General features: G+C 62.7%; 21 protein-coding genes. 5 read left to right on the top strand and 16 right to left on the bottom strand.

Features of this window, described 5'->3' with window-relative positions:
- The first annotated feature begins 100 nt into the window (after positions 1-100).
- Together V3H56_RS19915 and V3H56_RS19910 are read left to right on the top strand one after the other, a co-directional pair.
- Complete coding sequence (locus V3H56_RS19915; protein ID WP_047736491.1) at positions 101-1,063, top strand: zinc-binding dehydrogenase; 963 nt, start codon at positions 101-103, stop codon at positions 1,061-1,063.
- Positions 1,064-1,192: 129 nt separating this feature from the next.
- Positions 1,193-1,807: a hypothetical protein gene (locus tag V3H56_RS19910; RefSeq protein WP_047736490.1), complete on the top strand. Its 615-nt coding sequence runs from the start codon at positions 1,193-1,195 to the stop codon at positions 1,805-1,807.
- A gap of 142 nt (positions 1,808-1,949) precedes the next feature.
- On the opposite strand, the gene V3H56_RS19905 is transcribed toward V3H56_RS19910, so the two are convergent.
- From V3H56_RS19905 to V3H56_RS19880, 6 genes are all read right to left on the bottom strand, one after another.
- Positions 1,950-2,603 (bottom strand): HAD family hydrolase, encoded by a 654-nt coding sequence (locus tag V3H56_RS19905; RefSeq protein ID WP_042728944.1) that lies wholly within the window; start codon positions 2,601-2,603, stop codon positions 1,950-1,952.
- A 34-nt stretch (positions 2,604-2,637) separates the two neighbouring features.
- Entirely contained in the window at positions 2,638-3,627 is a 990-nt protein-coding gene (locus V3H56_RS19900; RefSeq protein WP_338473786.1) for an ABC transporter ATP-binding protein, read from the bottom strand.
- Positions 3,624-4,424, bottom strand: a complete 801-nt coding sequence (locus V3H56_RS19895; protein WP_047736488.1) for an ABC transporter permease — start codon at positions 4,422-4,424, stop codon at positions 3,624-3,626. Before V3H56_RS19895 ends, V3H56_RS19900 begins: the two co-directional genes overlap by 4 nt.
- A complete protein-coding gene (locus V3H56_RS19890; protein ID WP_161796101.1) occupies positions 4,411-5,247 on the bottom strand; it encodes an ABC transporter permease subunit in 837 nt (278 codons plus the stop codon). Before V3H56_RS19890 ends, V3H56_RS19895 begins: the two co-directional genes overlap by 14 nt.
- A gap of 5 nt (positions 5,248-5,252) precedes the next feature.
- Positions 5,253-6,059, bottom strand: a complete 807-nt coding sequence (locus V3H56_RS19885) for an alkaline phosphatase family protein (RefSeq protein WP_047736487.1) — start codon at positions 6,057-6,059, stop codon at positions 5,253-5,255.
- A 186-nt stretch (positions 6,060-6,245) separates the two neighbouring features.
- Complete coding sequence (locus V3H56_RS19880) at positions 6,246-7,313, bottom strand: ABC transporter substrate-binding protein (RefSeq protein ID WP_338473785.1); 1,068 nt, start codon at positions 7,311-7,313, stop codon at positions 6,246-6,248.
- Between the two features lie 350 nt (positions 7,314-7,663).
- On the opposite strand from V3H56_RS19880, the gene V3H56_RS19875 reads away from it, so the two are divergent.
- Positions 7,664-8,395: a UTRA domain-containing protein gene (locus V3H56_RS19875; RefSeq protein WP_042728950.1), complete on the top strand. Its 732-nt coding sequence runs from the start codon at positions 7,664-7,666 to the stop codon at positions 8,393-8,395.
- A gap of 8 nt (positions 8,396-8,403) precedes the next feature.
- On the opposite strand, the gene V3H56_RS19870 is transcribed toward V3H56_RS19875, so the two are convergent.
- From V3H56_RS19870 to minC, 7 genes are all read right to left on the bottom strand, one after another.
- Positions 8,404-8,586, bottom strand: a complete 183-nt coding sequence (locus V3H56_RS19870) for a hypothetical protein (RefSeq protein ID WP_003179103.1) — start codon at positions 8,584-8,586, stop codon at positions 8,404-8,406.
- Positions 8,587-8,828: 242 nt separating this feature from the next.
- Positions 8,829-10,118, bottom strand: a complete 1,290-nt coding sequence (locus V3H56_RS19865) for a M18 family aminopeptidase (protein WP_042728951.1) — start codon at positions 10,116-10,118, stop codon at positions 8,829-8,831.
- 101 nt (positions 10,119-10,219) lie between these two features.
- Positions 10,220-11,314, bottom strand: coding sequence for a hypothetical protein (locus V3H56_RS19860; RefSeq protein WP_042728952.1), 1,095 nt, complete (start codon positions 11,312-11,314; stop codon positions 10,220-10,222).
- Positions 11,315-11,369: 55 nt separating this feature from the next.
- On the bottom strand, positions 11,370-12,005 hold the full coding sequence (locus V3H56_RS19855) for an RluA family pseudouridine synthase (protein ID WP_042728953.1): 636 nt from the start codon (positions 12,003-12,005) through the stop codon (positions 11,370-11,372).
- 183 nt (positions 12,006-12,188) lie between these two features.
- Positions 12,189-12,443 carry a cell division topological specificity factor MinE gene (gene minE / locus V3H56_RS19850; RefSeq protein WP_003179111.1) on the bottom strand — a complete coding sequence of 85 codons (255 nt, stop codon included), beginning with the start codon at positions 12,441-12,443 and terminating at the stop codon, positions 12,189-12,191.
- Positions 12,443-13,255: a septum site-determining protein MinD gene (minD, locus tag V3H56_RS19845; protein WP_042728954.1), complete on the bottom strand. Its 813-nt coding sequence runs from the start codon at positions 13,253-13,255 to the stop codon at positions 12,443-12,445. Before minD ends, minE begins: the two co-directional genes overlap by 1 nt.
- 200 nt (positions 13,256-13,455) lie before the next feature.
- Positions 13,456-14,193, bottom strand: coding sequence for a septum site-determining protein MinC (gene minC / locus V3H56_RS19840; RefSeq protein ID WP_042728955.1), 738 nt, complete (start codon positions 14,191-14,193; stop codon positions 13,456-13,458).
- A 118-nt stretch (positions 14,194-14,311) separates the two neighbouring features.
- Between minC and V3H56_RS19835 the strand changes: the two genes are divergently transcribed.
- Entirely contained in the window at positions 14,312-15,244 is a 933-nt protein-coding gene (locus tag V3H56_RS19835) for a lipid A biosynthesis lauroyl acyltransferase (protein ID WP_042728956.1), read from the top strand.
- Positions 15,245-15,280: 36 nt separating this feature from the next.
- Positions 15,281-16,441: a patatin-like phospholipase family protein gene (locus V3H56_RS19830; RefSeq protein WP_042728957.1), complete on the top strand. Its 1,161-nt coding sequence runs from the start codon at positions 15,281-15,283 to the stop codon at positions 16,439-16,441.
- A gap of 142 nt (positions 16,442-16,583) precedes the next feature.
- Here the strand turns inward: V3H56_RS19830 and V3H56_RS19825 are convergent, their stop codons facing one another.
- The 3 genes from V3H56_RS19825 to V3H56_RS19815 form a co-directional block, all read right to left on the bottom strand.
- Positions 16,584-17,369: an outer membrane protein OmpK gene (locus V3H56_RS19825; RefSeq protein ID WP_338473784.1), complete on the bottom strand. Its 786-nt coding sequence runs from the start codon at positions 17,367-17,369 to the stop codon at positions 16,584-16,586.
- A 472-nt stretch (positions 17,370-17,841) separates the two neighbouring features.
- Entirely contained in the window at positions 17,842-19,143 is a 1,302-nt protein-coding gene (locus V3H56_RS19820) for a urate hydroxylase PuuD (RefSeq protein ID WP_123578376.1), read from the bottom strand.
- Positions 19,144-19,195: 52 nt separating this feature from the next.
- Positions 19,196-19,699, bottom strand: coding sequence for an ureidoglycolate lyase (locus V3H56_RS19815; RefSeq protein WP_053146020.1), 504 nt, complete (start codon positions 19,697-19,699; stop codon positions 19,196-19,198).
- Between the last annotated feature and the right edge of the window lie 67 nt (positions 19,700-19,766).

Below are 19,766 nucleotides of genomic sequence, written 5' to 3'. Positions count from 1 at the left end.
CCGTCTTTGAAGTCGCCGGTTCCATGTGGCCCGGGCGCATAATGCAAGAAAGCCCGGCGTTACAGCAGCGGGCCCAGTCGAGACTCACTATGGAGGCACCGTGAAAGCATTGCAAGGCGTTGAAGGCCAAGTGGTATGGGCGGATGAGCCAAGTCCCGTGTGCGATGTAGGACAAGTGCGCATTCGTGTGGCGGCGGCTGGCTTGAATCGAGCCGATTTGTTGCAAAAAGCCGGGCATTATCCGCCGCCGCCCGGTGCCAGCCAGGTGTTGGGGCTGGAATGTTCCGGGGTGATCAGCGAGGTCGGCCCGGGCGCCTCCTGGCAGGTGGGCGACCGCGTCTGCGCGTTGCTGGCCGGCGGCGGCATGGCCGAGGAAGTGGTGGTCGACGGTCGCCATGTGTTGCCGGTGCCCGAAGGCCTGTCTTTGGCTGAAGCCGCCGCGCTGCCTGAGGTCTACAGCACCGCGTGGCTGAATCTGTTTCAACTGGCGGCGCTCAAGCCGGGTGAAAAAGTGCTGTTGCACGCGGGCGCCAGCGGCGTTGGTTCGGCCGCGATCCAGCTATGCAAGGCGTTCGGCAACCCGTGCTGGGTCAGTGTCGGCTCGGCTGATCGACTGGCCTATTGCCAAGCGTTGGGCGCCCAGGGCGGCGTGGTGCGCACCGATGATATCGAGCGGCTGAACGACCTTGGCCCCTTCAACGTGATCCTCGATCCGGTGGGGGCGAGCTATGCCCAGCTCAACGTGAAACTTTTGTCAGTTGACGGGCGCTGGGTCATGATCGGGCTCATGGGCGGTCGCACGGCCGAGTTCGACCTGGGCCAGGTGTTGGGCAAGCGCATCCAGTTGCTCGGCTCGACCCTGCGCAGCCGCGACGATCAGTTCAAGGCCGACCTGATCAGCGAGTTGGGCCAGCAGGTCTGGCCGCTGTTCGCCGAGGGTCGCTTGAGTCCGCAGTTGGCCCGCACCTTTGCCATCGAGGATGCCGAAGCGGCGTTCAAGGAACTGGCGACCAACACGGTGTCGGGGAAACTGGTGCTGGTGATCGATGGGAGCCTGGGCTGATTCGGCACATTGGATAGGCGTACACCCTGTCGGATCTGACAGTAGACGCTCTCAAATGCCTGACTCTAGAGTCGAGGCGAGAGAAGGTCTCTCTGGCCAGTCTTTTCCCGATCCAGGCAGGGCTCTGTCATGTCCGATTACGCCGCTTTGCGCATGCTGGTTTTCACGCTTTCCCTGTTGGCCTATGAGGGCGCCCAGGGACAAGAGACCGGAAGAGTGCCTCCGGATACTTCGGAACAAGGCCAATGGGGAAATTGGGGACCTACGGCGTATTGCCCGCAGAGGCAATATGTCTGGGGCTTCCGGCTCAAGAGTGAGCCCTATCAGGGCAACGGCGATGATACCGCCTTGAATGCGATCCAGCTGATCTGCAAGAGCAGCGCCACGGGAACGCCAACCTACATCCAGAGCCTTGAAGGAAAGTGGGGAAGCTGGGGCAAGGATCACGTTTGCCGCGAACATCCTGTCATAGGGTTTGCCATTCAGGTGGAGCGGTTTCAGGGCCTGGACAAGGAAAAGGGCTCGAAGGACGATACCGCCGCCGGCAATATCAAGATGGATTGTGGCTCGCAAACCCTGGTCGGTGACCCGCCCGCCGCATGGGGGGACTGGACCAGATTCTACCGTTGCCTCGACGGCCCTGGTGGCGGGAAAGTGAATGGGTTTCGGACCCGGGTGGAACCCGACCAAGGCAACGGCGATGATACGGCCCTCAACGCGATGCAGGTGTCTTGCGCGTACTAGGGCAAGGCATGGAAGCCACGCTGGTCCTTGTGGGAGCGAGCTTGCTCGCGATAGCGGTGTATCAGTCAAATCATCCATTGCTGACCCGACGCTATCGCGAGCAGGCTCGCTCCCACAGGTGCGTCACAGACTCTGAAAGCATTTACTTCCAGGTGTGAATCGGCCATCCGGCGGCTTCGGCATGGGCCTTCAGGACCGGGTCCGGGTTGACCACATGGGGATGGTCCACCCGCTGCAACAACGGCAGGTCGTTGCGTGAGTCGGAGTAGAAGCTGGCGCCTTCGAGGTTTTCTTCCTCGGCGTCCAGCCAGTCCAGCAGCCGGGTGATCTTGCCTTCGCGGTAGGTCAGGGTGCCCACGGTCTTGCCGCTGTAGACCCCATGGGCCACTTCAAGCTCGATCGCCAGGACCTCGTCGATGCCCAGGCGTTCGGCAATCGGCTTGACCAGGTGCGTGCCCGAGGCCGAGATCACCAGGATCCGGTCGCCAGCCTTGCGGTGTTCGGCGATGGTGCGGGTGGCGTCGCTGAAGATGATCGGCTCGATGACGTCCTCCACCCACGGCGCCACCAGGTGTTCGATTTCCTCCGGCGTGCGGCCGATCATCGGTTCCAGGCTGAAGTCCATGTACGCTTCCATGCGCAGCTTGCCGTGGCTGTAGGCGTCCATCAGTTCGTTGTTGCGCCGCATGAACGACTCGGGATCGACCCAGCCCAGGCGTCCCATCTGTTCGCTCCAGAGGGTGGCGCAGTCGCCGTGGATCAGGGTTTCGTCCAGATCAAAAATTGCCAGGGCCATCAGCGCGCTTCTCTCTTCAGAATCAACAAGGCCATCAGGCTACCTCACACAGGGCCGACGGATCGATGGAAAGCGCCAGGCGGGCGCCATCAGGGTGCAGGTCGGCGGCCGAGCGATTGAGCACGTCCACCACCAGTTCCACGCCACGGGCCTCGACCCGATAGCGGATCACGTTGCCGAGCAGGCTGTGGCTACGGATCAGTGCGTTCGGTTCGCCGTTGCGACTCAGCTCGATGGCTTCCGGGCGAATGGCGATGCGCCCGTTCACTGGCCGCTGCAACAGGCGGCTGGCGCTGTCGGCGTCCAACAGGTTGTAGTTGCCGATGAAGCCGGCGGCGAACACATCGACGGGCGCCGTATACAGGGTTTCGGCATCGCCGCTCTGTACGATCTTTCCCTGGTTCATCAGGAAAATCCGATCAGACATGGTCAGTGCTTCTTCCTGGTCGTGTGTGACGAAGATTGTGGTCAGGCCGAGTTCGCGCTGGATCTGACGGATCTGTTCGCGCAGGTGCTTGCGAATCCGCGCATCCAGGGCCGACAGCGGTTCGTCCAGCAGCAACAGGCGCGGGCGGGTCACCAGGGAGCGGGCCAGGGCGACACGCTGGCATTGGCCACCGGACAACTGATGGGGATAGCGCGCGGCGAAATCGTGCAACTCCACCAGGCGCAGGATCTCCAGCACCCGCTGGCGGCTGTCCTGGGCCTCGACCTTTTGCATGCGCAGGCCGAAGGCGACGTTCTGTTCGACGGTCATGTTGGGGAACAGGGCGTAGCTCTGGAACACCATGCCGATCCCGCGCTTCTGCGGGCTCAGTGGGACGATGTCCTGGCCGTCCAGCAGGATCTGGCCGGCGTCCACGGCGGTCAGGCCGGCGATGCAGCGCAACAGCGTGGACTTGCCGCAGCCGGACGGGCCGAGCAGGGTGACGAACTCGCCCTGGCCGACCTGGCAGTTGATGTCGCTGAACACCGGCGTGCCGGCGTAGGTCTTTTGCAGGTGTTGGACGCTGACGTAGCTCATTGGCTTTTGTCCTTGTTCAAGATGTTGGCCGCCCAGGTCAGGACCAGTACGAAGAAGAAGTAGGAAATCACCAGCGCGCTGGTGAAGTGTCCGCTGCTGTTGCGCATGTTGTTGAGGTAAACCTGCAAGGTTTCATAGCGGGTGCCAACGAGGATGTTGGCAAACACGAACTCGCCGAAGAGGAACGAGAACGACAGCAGCAGCGCTACCATCAAGCCCTTGCGCAGGTTTGGCAGCACCACCAGCACGGCCGCCTGGAACGTGCTGGCGCCGAGCAGTTGGGCGGCGTCCATCAGGTCACGCAGGTTGATGGCTTGCAGGTTGTTGGTGATCGCCCGGTACATGAAGGGCAGGGCGACGGTGAAGTAGCAACCGATCAGGATCCAGGGCGTGCCGACCATCGCCAGCGGCCCGGAGCCGTAGAGTTGCAGCAGCCCTACCGACGACACCACCGGCGGCACCGCGAAGGGCAGCAGGATGAGGATGTTCATCAGCGCATCGAGTTTCGGGAAGTGGTAATGCACCACGAACAGCAGCGGCAGGATCAGCACCACCGACAGCACCAGCGCGCCCACGCAGACGATCAGCGACTGGCCGAAGGCGCTGAGAAAGCGCGGGTCGCTCCACAGCTGCACGTACCACTTGAAGGTGAAGCCCGCCGGCAGCACGGTGGCCGACCAACTGCTGGCGATGGAGTACACCAGCGTGCCGGCCAGGGGCAGCAGCAGGACGGCGAACAGCAGGTACACCACCGCCCGATGATAAAGCCCGGCGGGGCTCGATTCAGCGCGAGACATGGTAGCTCCTCTTGAGTAGCAACTGATGGACGATGGTCACCAGGGTCATCAGCGCCACCAGCACCACGGCCAGGGCGCTGGCCAGGTTCGGGTCCAGGGAGATGTCGCCGGAAACCATCGCGGCGATGCGGATCGGCAGGACGTTGAAGTTACCGGTGGTCAGCGCATAGACCGTGGCGTAGGCGCCCAGGGCGTTGGCCAGCAGGATCACGAACGTGCCCAGCAACGCCGGGGTCAGCACCGGCAAGCCGATGTGCCGCCAGAACTGCCAGCCGTTGGCGCCCAGCAGTTCGGCGGACTCGCGCCAGTCTTCGCGCAACGCGTCGAAGGCCGGATAGAGCAGCAGCACACCCAGGGGGATCTGGAAGTAGGTGTAGAGGATGATCAGCCCGGTTTTCGAATACAGGTTGAAGTCCTCGATGATCCCCGCCTGCTTGAGCATGAGGGTGATGCTGCCGTTGAAGCCGAGCAGGATGATGAAGGCGAAGGCCAGGGGCACGCCGGCGAAGTTGCTGGTCATGTTGGCGAAGGCGTTGACGAAGTTGCGCAGCCGCGAATCGACCCGGCGCAGGGAGTAGCTGCCGAGCACGGCGATGATGATGCCGAATACGCTGGACCAGAAACTGATCTCCAGGCTGTGCTGGATCGCCTGCAGGTAGAACTTGGAGCTGAAGATCTTGCTGAAGTTGGCCAGGCCCCAGCCGAACTCTTCCGATTCCAGGCTGTTGACCAGCACCCAGAGCAGCGGGGCGATCTGGAACACGATGAAGAAAATCGCGAAGGGCACCAGGCACAACGCTGCCAGCCATTTGCCGCGCGTCATGGCGTTCACTTGAGTAATTCCTGGCAATAGGGTTTGTCGTGGTCGATGCCGAGCAACTGGCACACGGTGCCGCACAGTTCGAGCTGCCGGGGCGTCGCGGCGGGGTCGAGGCTGAAGCCGTCACCGAGGACGAACAGCGGCACTTCCCGTTCTTCGGCCAGCAGGCCGTTGTGGGAGCGGTCATTGTTCATGCCGTGGTCGGCGGTCACCAGCACCTGGTAGCCAGCGTCGAGCCAGGCTTGCAGGTAGACCGCCAGGTTGATGTCGGCCGAGCGGGCGCTGTTGCGGTACTGCGGCGTGTCGAGGCCGTGCTGGTGCCCGGCGTCGTCGATGTTCATCGGGTGCACCAGCAGGAAGTTCGGCTGGTGGCGTTGGCGCAGGTGTTCGGCGTCGGCGAACAGGTGCGAGTCGGGGTAGTGGTCATTCCAGTAGAAATGCCCGTATTGAATGGGCAGCCCGGGGTTCTCGACATGCCGATCCCGACCGGCTGCGAACGGTGAGGCGTTGTAGAGCTCGCTGATCCAGTGGTAGGCCGCGGCCGCCGTGCTCAGGCCCGCGTCGGTGGCGTAGTGGAAGATGCTGCGCTGGTTGGACAGGCGCGAGACGTTGTTGTGCACGATACCGCTGTCGATGGGCGCGACGCCGGTGAGGATGCATTCGTAGAGTGGGCGGGACAGGGCCGGCAGTTCACATTCCAGTTTGTACAGCGCCGCGCGTCCTGCGCCGACATAAGCCTGCAAATGTCCCATGGCGTGCCGGGCGACTTCGTAATTGAGGCCGTCGAGCAGCACCAGGATGACGTTGTGCTTCATGGATACCAAAACTCCGGATGGACACCAGAAAGCTCGGATTCACCGCAGGTCCAATGTGGGAGCGAGCTTGCTCGCGATGAGGGCGTGTCAGTCGACATCAATGCTGGCTGATACACCGCTATCGCGAGCAAGCTCGCTCCCACAATTGGATCTCCGTTGGATATCCGAGCGGGGCTGACTAGCGCCTCACTGCATATTGATGATCACTTCTTCCTGCCATTTCTGTGGCAGGGCCTTGGAGGTTTTCTCCCAGGCGTCGGCGTCCTTGATTGGCGTGACGTGCTTGTACTGCTCGTTCGGCAACAGCTTGGCCTTGACCTCTTCCGGCAGGGTCAGGTGCTCGGCGCGGATCGGCCGGGCGTTGCCCTTGGCCAGGTTGATCTGGCCGGCGTCGCTGAAGATGTATTCGCGGGTCAGCTTGGCGGCGTTCGGGTGCTTGGCGTATTTGTTGATGATGGTGGTGTAGCCGGAGATGACCGAACCATCGGACGGGATCAGCACGACGTAGTCATCCGGGTTGGCCATCTTGGCCTTGTAGCTCAGGCCGTTGAAGTCCCAGACCACGCCGACTTCCACTTCACCCTTTTCCATCGTGGCGATGGTCGGGTTGGCCATGGACAGGCGACCTTGCTTGGCAATCTCGGCAAACATCAGCAGGGCCGGTTGCAGGTTCTTCTCGTCGCCACCGTTGGCCAGTGCGGCGGCCAGCACGCCGTTGGCGGCCTGGGCGGCGGTGCTCACGTCACCAATGGAGACCTTGTACTTGCCGCCCTTCAGGTCAGCCCACTTGGTCGGTACGTCGGAGCCGTGCAGCAGTTTCTTGTTGACGATGAATGCGATGGTGCCGGTGTAGGCCAGCGCCCAGTTGCCATCCTGGTCCTTGGCCCAGGCCGGGACCTGGTCCCAGGTGCTTGGCTTGTAGGGTTGGACCACGCGCTGCTTGACCGCGATAGGGCCGAAGGCGGCACCGACATCGCCGATGTCGGCGCTGGCGTTGTCTTTCTCGGCGGCGAACTTGGCGATTTCCTGGGCCGAGCTCATGTCGGTGTCAACGTGCTTGAGGCCGTATTGTTTCGCCAGGTCTTCCCAGGTGCCTTTCCAGTTCGCCCAGTCATCGGGCATGCCGACGCTGTTGACGGCGCCTTCCGCTTTCGCAGCGGCTTCCAACGTTTTCAGATCGGTATCAGCGGCCATGGCGGCGGTGCACATGGCAATGGTCGAGCCTAACAGTGATGCCAGGAAAAGCTGTTTCATCCGAAGCTCCTATGGGCGTTTTCTACGCTGCGATTGCGGTTGTGTTGGTCTAGGTCAGCAATACCTGAGCCAATGTAGGCGAGCCCTGTGACATTTTGATGTCGGCGCCGCGGGGGCCGGCAAATCCCAGGTGCGTGCGGGTTGGCCACCGAGTAAGCGTAGACCATGGTTAAACAGCTGATCTGAAAGGACTTGGCCGGTTGTTTGCACAGTGCAAGGCCTACCGTTCGGCGCCTTTGTCATCTGCCAGTCATGTGCAATGCCTAGGCTTGCTGGAAGAAGCAGCGGGGTCGCCAGATGGACGATCGCGCCCCGGAACAGTGCTGGTCTAGTCCAGATAGGTAACGTTGATGCGCATCGATGCAACCAAGGCGGTGACAGCCATCGGACAGGTCCTGCAAGAGCAGCTCGACCATGGGTTACTGGCGCCGGGTAGCAAGCTGCCGGCCGAGCGCAAGCTCAGTGAGTTGTTTGGCACCACGCGCATTACCGTGCGTGAAGCCTTGCTACAGCTGGAAGCCCAGGGGCAGATTTATCGGGAAGAGCGCCGGGGCTGGTTCGTCTCGCCCCCTCGGCTGGCCTACAACCTGATGCAGCGCAGCCATTTCCACGCCATGGTCACGGCGCAAGGGCGGGTGCCTTCCACCCAGGTGATCTCGGCGCGCCTGCAACCGGCCTCGGCGGCGGTGTGTGCCTGGTTGCAGTTGCCGGCGCTGTCGAGCGTGATCCAGATCTGCCGGGCGCGGCGTATCGATGAGCGCCTGGTGTTGTACGTCGAGCATTACCTGAACCCGCAGTACTTTCCGGGCATCCTCGAATTCGACCTCAACCAGTCCATGACCGAGCTGTACGCCCGGCACTACGACCTGCACTACGGTCGGGTGAAGTTCGAAATCGTGCCCACCTCATTGCAACCGGAAGCCGCGGCGGCGCTGAAGGTGTCGGTGGGCAGCCCCGGGTTGCGCATTGCTCGGGTCAACTACGACCAGCATCAGCGGCTGATCGACTGCGACCTGGAGTTCTGGCGACACGATGCGATCCATGTCGGCGTCGACGTGCCGGAGCAACCGGCGCAGACCTGAGGGCAAGGTCAGAGCGACTCGTTGAGCTTGGTCAGGATCTTGAACACCACCGTGGCGAGGATCAGCAGCATGCCGATCCACATGGCAAACACGCCGACGTTCTTGTCACGGAAGTTGAAACCGATGGCCAGCAGGATCATGCCGGCGATGATCGGCACCAGCATGGCATTGAAAGCAGACATCGAGATCATGGCGACGGCCTTGTCGGAGAGGGCGATAAGGTCAGTCTAGTTGGGGTTTGGCTGGGGTGTGATGATCCCAGTCAGTGCCTTGGGTCGAACGCTGTTGTGGCGAGGGGATTTATCCCCGTTGGGCTGCGCAGCAGCCCCAATAGCAGCCACTTGATGGGACCTGACACACCGAGGTGGCTGGTTTTAGGGCTGCTGCGCAGCCCAACGGGGATAAATCCCCTCGCCACAGGGAATCGTTCTGATCAGGGCAATTCGCGAGACGCATAGAACGCGCTCAACACCTTCACCAGGTGCGCCAGGTCATGGCTGCCGCACAGTTCGCGGATCGAGTGCATGGCGAAGGTCGGCAGGCCGATGTCCACGGTGCGCACGCCCAACTGGCTGGCGGTGATCGGGCCGATGGTCGAGCCGCAGCCCATGTCGCTGCGCACCACGAAGCTTTGCACCGGGACTTCTTCGGCCATGCACAGGTGGCGGAAGAACCCGGCGGTTTCGCTGTTGGTGGCGTAGCGCTGGTTGCTGTTGACCTTGATCACCGGCCCGGCGTTGAGCTTGGGGCCGTGGTTGGCGTCGTGCTTGTCGGCATAGTTGGGGTGTACGCCGTGGGCGTTGTCGGCCGACACCAGCAGGGATTTCTGAATGGTGCGTACGAACTCTTCACCTTCCGGCAGCAAGCGACGCAGGGTCTGTTCCAGCATCGGCCCGTCGGCGCCACACGCCGAGCAAGAGCCGACTTCCTCGTGGTCGTTGCACACCAGCACGCAGGTTTCTTCGGTGTCGGCATTGAGCAAGGCTTGCAGCCCCGCATAGCACGACAGCAGGTTGTCCAGGCGCGCGCCGGCAATGAAATCGCCGTGCAGACCAATGACCGCGGCACTTTGGGTGTCGTAGAAACTCAACTCGTAATCGAGCACCACGTCGGCGTTCAGGCCGTGTTCGCGGGCCAGTTGATCGGTGAGCACGGCGCGGAAGTCGACGCGTTCGTCGCCGGCGAACTGGGCGAGGATCGGCGGTAGCTCGTTCTGCGGGTTGATGGCCCAGCCCTGGTTGGCTTCGCGATTGAGGTGGATGGCCAGGTTCGGAATCGTCGCGATCGGTGCCTTGAAGTCGATCAGCTGGCTCTCGACCTTGCCATCGCGGCGGAAGGTCACGCGCCCGGCCAGGGACAGGTCGCGGTCGAACCACGGCGCCAGCAACGCGCCGCCGTAGACTTCCACACCCAGTTGCCAGAACCCATGGCGTTGCAGTTCCGGTTGCGGCTTGACCCGCAGGCACGGGCTGTCGGTGTGGGCGCCGACCAGGCGAATGCCGTCATGCAGCGGGGCGTTGCGACCCAGCTTGAAGGCGATGATCGAGGAGTCGTTGCGCGTGACGTAGTAGCGACCGTTGGCCTCGGTGGTCCAGGTGTCGCGTTCGTCCAGGCGCTGGTAACCCGCCGCCTCCAGGCGTTGGGCAAGGCTGGCGGTGGCATGGAAAGGGGTGGGGGAGGCCTTGAGGAAGTCGATCAGGCCCTGGTTCAACTCTGCGCGCATAAGTAACTCCAGACAGCAATGGGCGGCAGTTTACCCCATCGACCGTCTGCATTGCAGGCACAATCCCGGCGATGCGAGCCTCGCCGGGGTCTTGCTCGCCATCAGCCCGAAGTGGCGACTCGCTCGCGCAGGTGAGCCATGATCAGGGCCTTGTCCTGTGGCCTGGACGGTTCCGGCAGGTCCCGTGGCCAGCGTTCCAATTGGCCAAACAGCCGCTGCTGGCGCTGTGGGTCCAGGCGCTGAATTTCCCGTGCGGCCGAATCCCACCAGTGATGCCGGCAGAGGTCGTAGTACGGATGGCTCGGCGCCGCGCTGCCATACAACAGGTCGCGGCCGATCTTGCGCGCCGCGCCGCGCTGGTTGCGCAACTTCCACTTGATTGTCAGACGCCGCCAGGCCGTCGGGAACGGCTTGCTGCGCGGTACTTCATGGCAACGCTCCACCAGCGCTGGCCTGAAGGCTTCGCCGTGCTGGGCGAAGAAGTGTGCCTGCATGGTGTGGAAGAAGCGCTTCTCGGCGAAGTAGTGATACACCTGCCGCCTGGTTTCGCGCACGGTCGCGTGTCGCAAGCCGAACGAAATGGCGATCTGCTCGATGGTGTGGATGTCGAAGCCGCCTTCGGTCCACTGATCGATCCGTTCGATGGCCTGGGCCAGCAGGCCTGCATCGTTGTCGGTCACGCCGCACAAACCGCTGTTGTAGAGCTTGAAGCCGTTGCCCCGGTTCACGCCGTGGGCGGCCAGGTGCGTGCCCAGTCGACGGTAATCCTCGCGCTCGCAGACGTAGTCCCAGTCGTACTCGAAGCTGTCCATCAGGTACTGCCCCGGCTGGATCTGCTGGAACAACAGGTCGGGGTCGTCGAGGAACAGCGTATCGGTGTCGACGAACAGGGTCTTTTGCGCCAGCGTCAGGCCCGCTGCGATGGCGCAAGCCTTACGACGGTGAATGTAGCCATGCTCGCCCTGCCATTGCGCCAGCCGTTCGGCGCTCAGGGCAAGGGTCTCGACCGGCCAGCCCTGGAAGTCCTCGGGGCGGTCAGTGAGAACCCGGATGCGCGGCAGGGTCGACGGCTTGCCGTGGGCCAGGGCGGTCAGGATGCTGAACTTGGCCTCGTGGCGGTAGACGTCCTGGTCGCCGTAGACCAGGTAGAGCAACTGGTGGGGGACTTTGTCGACAGGGGTTTCGTGTAGAGCCATAACCGGATTGCCAAACCTTAAATCGAGGGGAGCCATCTGTTGTGTACCGCGGTGCTCAGAAGGGTGCCGGGCATTCGAAGCGCAGGCGTTCGCCGCTCAGTGGATGGGTGAAGCTCAGCATGCTGGCGTGCAGGCACAGGCGTGGCCAGGCGGCCAGGGCTTGCGGGTGGGCGTAGAGCCCGTCGCCCAGCAACGGATGACCGATGGAGAGCATGTGCACGCGCAACTGGTGCGAGCGCCCGGTGATGGGGGTCAGTTCGACCCGGCACCAGTCGCCGCAGCGCTCCAGCACGCGCCAGAACGTCAGGGCGTGCTTGCCGTGTTCGTGGTCCACCACGTGGCGAGGCTTGGTCGGCGGGTCGTAGCGCAGCGGCAGGTCGATGCTGCCACTGTCCAGCGCCGGTTGGCCCCAGCACAGGGCGGTGTAGGCTTTTTCGGTTTCGCGGTCATGAAACTGCCGGGACAGTTCGCGATGGCTGTCCGGGTCGCGGGCCAGCAGGATGATGCCGGAGGTTTCCCAGTCCAGTCGGTGCACGATTCGCGCTTCCGGATAGCCGTTTTCCTGCAGGCGGGTGATCAGGCAGTCCTTGTTGTCGTCGGCCCGACCGGGCACGGACAGCAGCAGGGTCGGCTTGTCGACCACCAGCACGGCGGCGTCCTGGTGGATGATGCGAATGTTGGACAGGGGCATTGCAGACAGTCTCTTTACAAACGCCAACGGCGGCTCGGGCCCGGCCCTCGTGGGAGCGAGCTTGCTCGCGAAGGCGGTGGCACATTCAAGATCAATGTGTCTGGAAAACCGCGTTCGCGAGCAAGCTCGCTCCCACAAAAAAGGCTGTGGGGACCCGAGCCGCCGTGGCTCCCGCAGGATCTATCAGCGATCCGGCAGGGTGATATTGAGTTCCAGAATCGAGCAACTGCCCTGGCTTTCAAGTGCCACGTGCACGTCATCGCTACCGATGTTGACGTACTTGCGGATCACTTCCACCAGTTCCTTCTGCAAGGCCGGCAGGTAGTCAGGGGTGCTGCGTTGGCCGCGTTCGTGCGCCACGATGATCTGTAGACGCTCTTTCGCGACCGAGGCGGTACTGGGCTTTTTGTTGGCACGAAAGAAGTCAAAAAGATTCATTACCTACCTCCAAACAGGCGCTCGAAGAAACCTTTCTTCGTTACATCGAGGAATCGATGCTCCACGGTCTTGCCCAGCAGGCGATCGACGGCATCGCTGTACGCCTGGCCGGCGTCGCTCTGGTCGTCAAGAATCACGGGCACGCCCGAGTTGGAAGCCTTGAGTACGGCCTGGGATTCGGGAATCACACCCAGCAGGGTCACGGCGAGGATTTCCTTGACGTCTTCGACGCCGAGCATTTCGCCGTCGCTGACCCGTTGCGGGTTGTAGCGGGTCAGCAGCAGGTGTTCCTTGATCGGCTCTTCGCCGTTTTCGGCGCGGCGCGATTTGCTCGCCAGCAGGCCCAGCATGCGGTCGGAGTCACGTACCGACGACACTTCCGGGTTGGTCACCACGATCGCCTCGTCGGCGAAGTACATGGCCAGGTGGGCGCCTTTCTCGATACCGGCCGGGGAGTCGCAGACCACGAACTCGAAGTCTTCCTTGAGTTGCATCAGGACTTTTTCCACGCCTTCCTGGGTCAGCGCGTCCTTGTCACGGGTCTGGCTGGCGGCCAGCACGTAGAGGTTCTCAAGGCGCTTGTCCTTGATCAGGGCCTGTTGCAGGTTCGCTTCGCCGTTGACCACGTTGACGAAGTCATAGACCACGCGACGCTCGCAACCCATGATCAGGTCGAGGTTACGCAGGCCGACGTCGAAGTCGACGATGACTGTCTTGTGCCCGCGCAGAGCGAGGCCGGTACCGATAGCGGCGCTGGTGGTGGTCTTACCCACACCACCCTTGCCGGATGTAACCACGAGAATCTTGGCCAAGGTGTTTCACCCCTAAGGAAAAAGGACTTTGTCAGCCCCTGAAAAACATCTCTGGAAAACTGCTGCAAGTGGACAGGCCTGGCGGGAATCGGACGGGGGCGGGATTTACCTCCGGTAAATACTGCCTGGTCCTGTTTCCTGCGTCGTTTAAGCCGTTTTCGCTACGTTTTAGAGATGCTTGGAAAATGCGGCAGTATCCGTTAAAGCCGAATGATGTTCAACACGTCGCCCGACAGGCTGATCTGTACGCCGGCGCCCCACAGCGGGTCGCGGCGCAGGTCTTCGGAGACCTTGTATTGTCCGGCGATGGAAACCAGTTCAGCGCTCAATTGCTGACAGAAGATCCTGGCCTTGGTATCGCCCTTGACGCCGGCCAGTGCGCGACCGCGCATCGGGCCGTATACATGGATGTTGCCATCGGCCAGAAGTTCCGCACCCGGGCTGACCGACGAGACGATGACCAGATCGCCACCCTGGGCATAAATCTGTTGCCCGCCGCGTACGGGCGAGGTGATGACCCGTGTCGGCTTGACGGTTGGCTCGGGTGGTTTTTCCGGGGTTTTCCTGGTGTCGACCGGGCTCAGTTCCAGCACCCGCTCGCGGGCACCGGACGGCGGCAGCACCGGAATGTCCACGGCGATGGCGGCGGCGATGTCCTCGATGCGGCTGGCGCGGATGGCCAGGGTGCGCAGGCCGTGATGGCGGCACACGCGCATCAGGCCTGGCAGGTCCACCGCGCCTTCGCCGGGCGGCAGCTTGTCCAGGGCCAGCACCAGCGGGGCGTTGCTGAAGAAATTCGGTGCCTGGGCGACTTTTGCCGCCAACTGCCGGTCAAGGCTCTCCAGGTCGTTGCGGGCCAGCTCCAGCACCGTAATGGCGAGCATGCTGCCCTTCAACTGGAACACGGGATCTTGGTCTAGCGGTTCGGTTTGGCTCATGGTCGGTGTACAACGACTTGTCGCTAAAAGTGCCGAGACTTATAACGAGATCGTCCGCGAGCCGCAAGCCGGGTCGAACGATGTAGAATGCGCGGCCCATGTCTTTGTGGAAGCTGTAATGGATCGCCCGCGTTTTCGAGCTGCTTTTTTTCATCCGCGTTTCTGGCTGCTGTGGTGCGGCCTGGGGCTGTTGTGGCTGGTCGTCCAGCTGCCGTATCCGTTGCTGCTGCGGGTCGGTCGTGCATTGGGTGCACTGATGTACCGGGCCGCCGGCGACAGACGGCGCATTGCCCGCCGCAACCTGGAGCTGTGTTTCCCGGAAAAGTCCGCTGCCGAGCGCAAGCGCCTGCTCAAGGAAAACTTCGCGTCCACCGGCATTGCCTTCTTCGAAATGGCCATGAGCTGGTGGTGGTCGCGTTCGCGCCTGGCCAGGCTGGCCCATGTCGAGGGGCTGGAGCACCTCAAGCAGGCCCAGCGCGAAGGCAAGGGCGTGATCCTGATGGCGCTGCACTTCACCACGCTTGAAATCGGCGCAGCCTTGCTCGGCCAGCAGCACACCATCGATGGCATGTACCGCGAACACAAGAACCCGCTGTTCGACTTCATTCAGCGCCGAGGCCGCGAGCGGCACAACCTCGATTCCCTGGCGGTGGAGCGTGACGACGTGCGCGGCATGCTCAAGCTGCTGCGTGCCGGCCGGGCGATCTGGTACGCGCCGGATCAGGATTACGGCGCCAAGCAAAGCGTGTTTGTGCCACTCTTTGGTATCCAGGCGGCAACGGTGACCGCGACCACCAAGTTCGCCCGCCTGGGCAAGGCGCTGGTCGTGCCGTTCACCCAGGAGCGCCTGGCCGATGGCAGCGGTTATCGCCTGGTGATCCAGGCGCCGCTGGCGGATTTCCCAGGGGAGAGCGAGGAAGCCGATTGCATCCGCATCAATCAATGGGTCGAGCAATCGGTGCGCGATTGTCCCGAGCAGTACCTCTGGGCCCACCGGCGCTTCAAGAGCCGCCCACCGGGCGAGCCCAAGCTGTACGACAAACGCGGCTGAGTTTTTTTTGATATCCCTTGAGCACGGAGCATGGCGATGACCCCAGCTGAACCCGTTACAGGTTTGATTCTTTCCGGTGGCGGGGCTCGGGCAGCGTATCAAGTGGGGGTGTTGGCGGCGATTGCCGAGTTGCTGCCCGAGGGCGGGCAAAATCCCTTTCCGGTGATCGTCGGCACGTCGGCGGGGGCGATCAACGCCGTCAGCCTGGCGAGCGGGGCGATGGACTTCAAGAGCGCCATCGAACGGCTGACAGCATTCTGGCGAACGGTGCGCAGCCACCAGGTCATGCGCAGCGACTGGCGCGGCGTGCTGGGCCAGGCGACACGCTTCATCACCCACAGCTTGCTGGGCCTGGGGGCCAAGTTGCCGGTGGCGCTGATCGACAGTTCGCCCTTGCGGGCGCTGCTGGAGGCACAGTTCCACGCCTCGGGCATCGAGCAGGCCATCGCCGAGCAACAACTGCGGGCGGTGGCGGTGACGGCCTTCGGCTATGAATCCGGCCAGGCCGTGACGTTCTACCAGGGCCGCGGCACCATCGATGCCTGGCTGCGGCATCGGCGCATTGGCGTGCCGGCGCTGTTGTCGGTGGAGCACCTGCTGGCCAGCTCGGCGATCCCGCTGTTGTTCGCGCCGGTCAAGATCGGCCCGCAGTATTTCGGCGACGGTGCGGTGCGGCAATCGGCGCCGATCAGCCCGGCCCTGCACCTGGGCGCCAACCGCGTGCTGGTCATCGGCGTCAGCGGCAACCCTCGGGGCGCTGGCGGGCAAACCCCCTCGGAGCGAAGCTACACCGGCCTGCAACCGACCCTGGCGCAGATCGGTGGGCACATGCTCAACAGTACCTTCATCGACAGCCTGGAAAGCGACATCGAGTTGCTTCAACGTTTGAACGGCTTCAGCCACCTGTTGCCCGACGACGTCCCGGCTCATGCCCTGGGGGCGGCACCCGTGGACGTGCTGGTGATTTCCCCGAGCCAGCCCATCGACGAAATCGCCGCGCGCCATCGCCAGGAGCTGCCTCGTGCGCTGCGGGTATTCCTGCGCGGCCCGGGCGCGACCAAGACCAGCGGCGCGGGCGTGCTGAGCTACCTGTTGTTCGAGGCGGGGTATTGCAGCGAACTGATCGAGCTGGGCCGCCAGGATGCGCTGGCCCAACGCGAGGCGTTGAGTCGGTTTTTGCGGTTGGCTCAGGAATGACAAAGAAGGTCAGTCAACTCAGAATCCCTGTGGGAGCGGGCTTGCTCGCGAAAGCGTCGGGTCAGCTTGCATCCAGGCCGGATGTGCTGCCGTCTTCGCGAGCAAGCCCGCTCCCACAGGGGGATTAGCTGCGGGCTGAATATCAGAAGTGATACTTCAGCAAAAAGCTGGTGTTGCTCTGGTTGGTCTTGAACCCTTCGCTGTCTTCGATCCCGTACTTGTTCTTCCAGTAGTCATATTCCACCCCCACGTACAACTGCTTGTCGCCCAGCTTCAGGGCCTTGCCCAGGTCGTATTTGATCTGCGGGTTGATGTGCAGGTTGGCGTGATAGGTGCCTTTGGAATTGCGGTCGTTGTCGACTACCCAGTCGATGAAACCGTCGATCAGGATGTCGGACGAGCCCACGGGAAGGGTGTAGGCCCAGACCGGGGTGATTTGCCAGACGTTGTCGCCGGCGCGTGGGCCTTCGGTCTGGCGGTTGTAGAAGTTCAGCTGGAAGTAATCGAAGCCGGGAATCGCCAGGTCGAAGCCCGGGCCGATCAGGTAGGACTCGTTGTCGCCTTCGCCGAACTCATACGTCATCGCCAGCAGCACGTCCTTGATCGGGCCCAGTTCCAGTTTCTGGTCGAAGATCTTGCCGAACGACAGGCGTGGGCTGAACTCGCCGTAGTAGGTGTTCGGTCCCGCCTGGCCGTCTTCCTTGCCGTTGTAGAAGATCCGGTCGAGGAAGAAGAAGTTGTCCCCGTATTTCCAGGCATCGGCGTGCTCGAAGGTCACGGTCTGCTGGATGCGCGGGTTGACCTGGAAATCCTTGCCGTACAGGTAGGTCAGGCTGTTGTTCTGCCACTGGAACAGGTCGTCGGCCATGGCCTGGCCGCCGGCCAGCAAGGATCCTGTGACGATCAGGCTGGTGCACGTGCGTTTCATTCGGTTTGCTCCCAAAGGTAAGTTGGTACCGCTTTTTTCAGTCAGCGCTCTGGTGTGGCGCCTTTTTTCACGGAATTAAAACATCCGTTCGGTCAGCTTTTTGCTCGTGAGAAGCGCTGACAGCGAGCGTCGTGCCTGTTCCGCCATGGCGGCGAAGGCTCGATCAGCCGTGTTGCAACAGTCGAAAAGGGATTTCAGGACGCCTGCGCGCAGCGTTGGAACACGCGGGCGTGTGGGTCAGGGTCTGAGTATTGTTATGAGGCGTTCGGGGTCGAACGGGCGCGCAGGATACGGGCTTGTCTCGACGGGCTCAAGTGCCGTGCGGCGGCGCCTGGACGACGGGCCTGGGGCAGGGAGGCAGGGTTGGATCATCCGGTGCTTTCCTCTTGTTTTTATTGTTGAGGCAGGCCGTCGCTGGCGGGCGGCCGGTCGTGTGCCGGCTGCCCGTCAGCGGTATCGCGTGGCGCGGTCTTCAGTGGGTCTGCGCGCCCTGGTTGATCCAGGCGCCGATCAGGTCACGTTCCTGCTGGGTCATCTGGGTGATGTTGCCCAGGGGCATGATCTGGTTGGTCACGGCCTGGGCCTGGATGCGCGCGGCCTGTTCCTTGATCTGCTGCGGCGTGTCGAACATCACCCCGGCCGGTGCCGCGCTGAACAACGGGCTGGTGGGCTTGGCCGAGTGACAGACCGAGCAGCGCTCCTGGATCACGTTGTGGACCTTCTCGAACGACGGGCCCTGGACGTTGGAGGCCTGGGCAGGTTGTGCCGCCGGTGCGGCCGGCGTGGTCGCCGGCTTGGCACCCCCGCCCACGGCGGTTTCCGGCAGTGGCTGATACTCGATGGTCGCCGGGGCCTTGGCGACCTCCGGGGCGCTCGATGGAGGCTTGGGCCCGGTGACATACGCCAGGCAAATCATCGCCAGGGCGCCGACCGGCAACGTCCAGGCAAACCGGTTGCTGTCGTGGCGGGTGTTGAAGTAATGACGCACCAACACCGCGGCCACGGCGATACCGGCCAGGATCAGCCAGTTGTATGGGCTGCCGTAGGTGCTCGGGAAGTGGTTGCTGATCATGATGAACAGCACCGGCAGGGTGAAGTAGTTGTTATGGCGCGAGCGCAGCAACCCCTTGGCCGGCAGGGCCGGATCGGGCGTGCGGTTCTCGGCGATGGCGGCCACCAGGGCGCGCTGGGCCGGCATGATGATGCGGAACACGTTGCCGACCATGATCGTGCCGATCACCGCGCCGACGTGCAGGTAGGCACCACGACCACTGAACACCTTGCTGAAGCCATAGGCCGCCGCGATCAGCAGCACGAACAGGATCCCGCCGAGCAGGGCGGGGCGCTTGCCCAGGGCCGAGTCGCAGAGAAACGAATAGATGAACCAGCCGGCGAGCAACGAGCCGAGGCCCAGGGCCACGCCTTGCGGGCCGCTCAGGCTGCTGCCCGGTGCCAGCAGGTAGACGGTCGGGTTCCAGTAGAACACCACGCACAGCAGCGCGATGCCCGACATCCAGGTGAAGTAGGCTTCCCACTTGAACCAGTGCAGGTTGTCCGGCATGGCCGGTGGCGCGAGTTTGTATTTTTCCAGGTGATAGATGCCGCCACCGTGGATGGCCCACAGGTCGCCGGCCAGGCCGCTCCTGGGGTTGACGCGGTTGAGGTTGTTTTCCAGCCAGACGAAGTAGAACGACGCGCCGATCCAGGCCACGCCAGTGATCATATGAACCCAGCGAACGCTCAGGTTCAGCCATTCCAGCATATGTGCTTCCACAGTCTTTACCTCTCGCCCGTCACGCTTGTTTTCGCGTGATCGGACGCTTCTCTTATTGGTGGGGATCGAGGATCAAACACTCATCCTCTATGAAGAAATGCTCATCGCAGTTATTGCCTGTGCCACTGCGATCAACCACCAGGAAGTCATCCCGCTTTTCGATCGTCAGCACCGGGTGGTGCCAGACGCCGCGATGGTAATTGATGCCCTGCCTGCCGTTGGTGACGAAGGCACGGGCCAAGCCTGATACAGGTGCATCGCCAAGTGGCGCGACCACGATCAGAAAGGGGTTGCCGAGCAGCGGAATGAAGGCCTGGCTGCCCAGCGGATGACGCTCCAGCATGCGCACGGTCAACGGCATCTGCAGCGCGTCGGCGCGGAAGATGCTGATGATCGCCTTGTCGTCCGGCAGCGCGGTTTCAACCGTCGCCAGGCGATGGAAGCGCATGGTCGAACCATTGTTGATCATGAAGTGATCGCTGCCGTCGGTTTCGATCACGTCACCGAACGGGGCGAAGGCTTCTTTGGTCAAGGGTTCGATCTTGAGTGTGCGCATGCTGGTTTTCTCAATCCAAAATTCTGTGTTGTTGGTTCAGCTTTTGTGGCGAGGGAGCTTGCTCCCG

This window comes from Pseudomonas sp. MS646, from assembly GCF_036693845.1.
GTDB classification, from domain to species: Bacteria; Pseudomonadota; Gammaproteobacteria; order Pseudomonadales; family Pseudomonadaceae; genus Aquipseudomonas; species Aquipseudomonas chlororaphis_E.
The sequence above is the reverse complement of the archived record's forward strand: the minus strand, read 5'-3'. Positions and strand labels throughout refer to the sequence as shown.

Bases quoted from the DNA above. Each gene is read 5' to 3' on its own strand.
- V3H56_RS19880 (WP_338473785.1), bottom strand. From the start codon at position 7,313: ATGAAACAGCTTTTCCTGGCATCACTGTTAGGCTCGACCATTGCCATG.
- V3H56_RS19815 (WP_053146020.1), bottom strand. From the start codon at position 19,699: ATGCGCACACTCAAGATCGAACCCTTGACCAAAGAAGCCTTCGCCCCG.
- V3H56_RS19860 (WP_042728952.1), bottom strand. From the start codon at position 11,314: ATGGCTCTACACGAAACCCCTGTCGACAAAGTCCCCCACCAGTTGCTC.
- minC (WP_042728955.1), bottom strand. From the start codon at position 14,193: ATGAGCCAAACCGAACCGCTAGACCAAGATCCCGTGTTCCAGTTGAAG.
- V3H56_RS19855 (WP_042728953.1), bottom strand. From the start codon at position 12,005: ATGCCCCTGTCCAACATTCGCATCATCCACCAGGACGCCGCCGTGCTG.
- V3H56_RS19825 (WP_338473784.1), bottom strand. From the start codon at position 17,369: ATGAAACGCACGTGCACCAGCCTGATCGTCACAGGATCCTTGCTGGCC.
- V3H56_RS19905 (WP_042728944.1), bottom strand. From the start codon at position 2,603: ATGGCCCTGGCAATTTTTGATCTGGACGAAACCCTGATCCACGGCGAC.
- V3H56_RS19870 (WP_003179103.1), bottom strand. From the start codon at position 8,586: ATGATCTCGATGTCTGCTTTCAATGCCATGCTGGTGCCGATCATCGCC.
- V3H56_RS19835 (WP_042728956.1), top strand. From the start codon at position 14,312: ATGGATCGCCCGCGTTTTCGAGCTGCTTTTTTTCATCCGCGTTTCTGG.
- V3H56_RS19830 (WP_042728957.1), top strand. From the start codon at position 15,281: ATGACCCCAGCTGAACCCGTTACAGGTTTGATTCTTTCCGGTGGCGGG.
- V3H56_RS19895 (WP_047736488.1), bottom strand. From the start codon at position 4,424: ATGTCTCGCGCTGAATCGAGCCCCGCCGGGCTTTATCATCGGGCGGTG.
- V3H56_RS19900 (WP_338473786.1), bottom strand. From the start codon at position 3,627: ATGAGCTACGTCAGCGTCCAACACCTGCAAAAGACCTACGCCGGCACG.
- V3H56_RS19885 (WP_047736487.1), bottom strand. From the start codon at position 6,059: ATGAAGCACAACGTCATCCTGGTGCTGCTCGACGGCCTCAATTACGAA.
- V3H56_RS19910 (WP_047736490.1), top strand. From the start codon at position 1,193: ATGTCCGATTACGCCGCTTTGCGCATGCTGGTTTTCACGCTTTCCCTG.
- minE (WP_003179111.1), bottom strand. From the start codon at position 12,443: ATGAATCTTTTTGACTTCTTTCGTGCCAACAAAAAGCCCAGTACCGCC.
- V3H56_RS19875 (WP_042728950.1), top strand. From the start codon at position 7,664: ATGCGCATCGATGCAACCAAGGCGGTGACAGCCATCGGACAGGTCCTG.
- V3H56_RS19865 (WP_042728951.1), bottom strand. From the start codon at position 10,118: ATGCGCGCAGAGTTGAACCAGGGCCTGATCGACTTCCTCAAGGCCTCC.
- V3H56_RS19890 (WP_161796101.1), bottom strand. From the start codon at position 5,247: ATGACGCGCGGCAAATGGCTGGCAGCGTTGTGCCTGGTGCCCTTCGCG.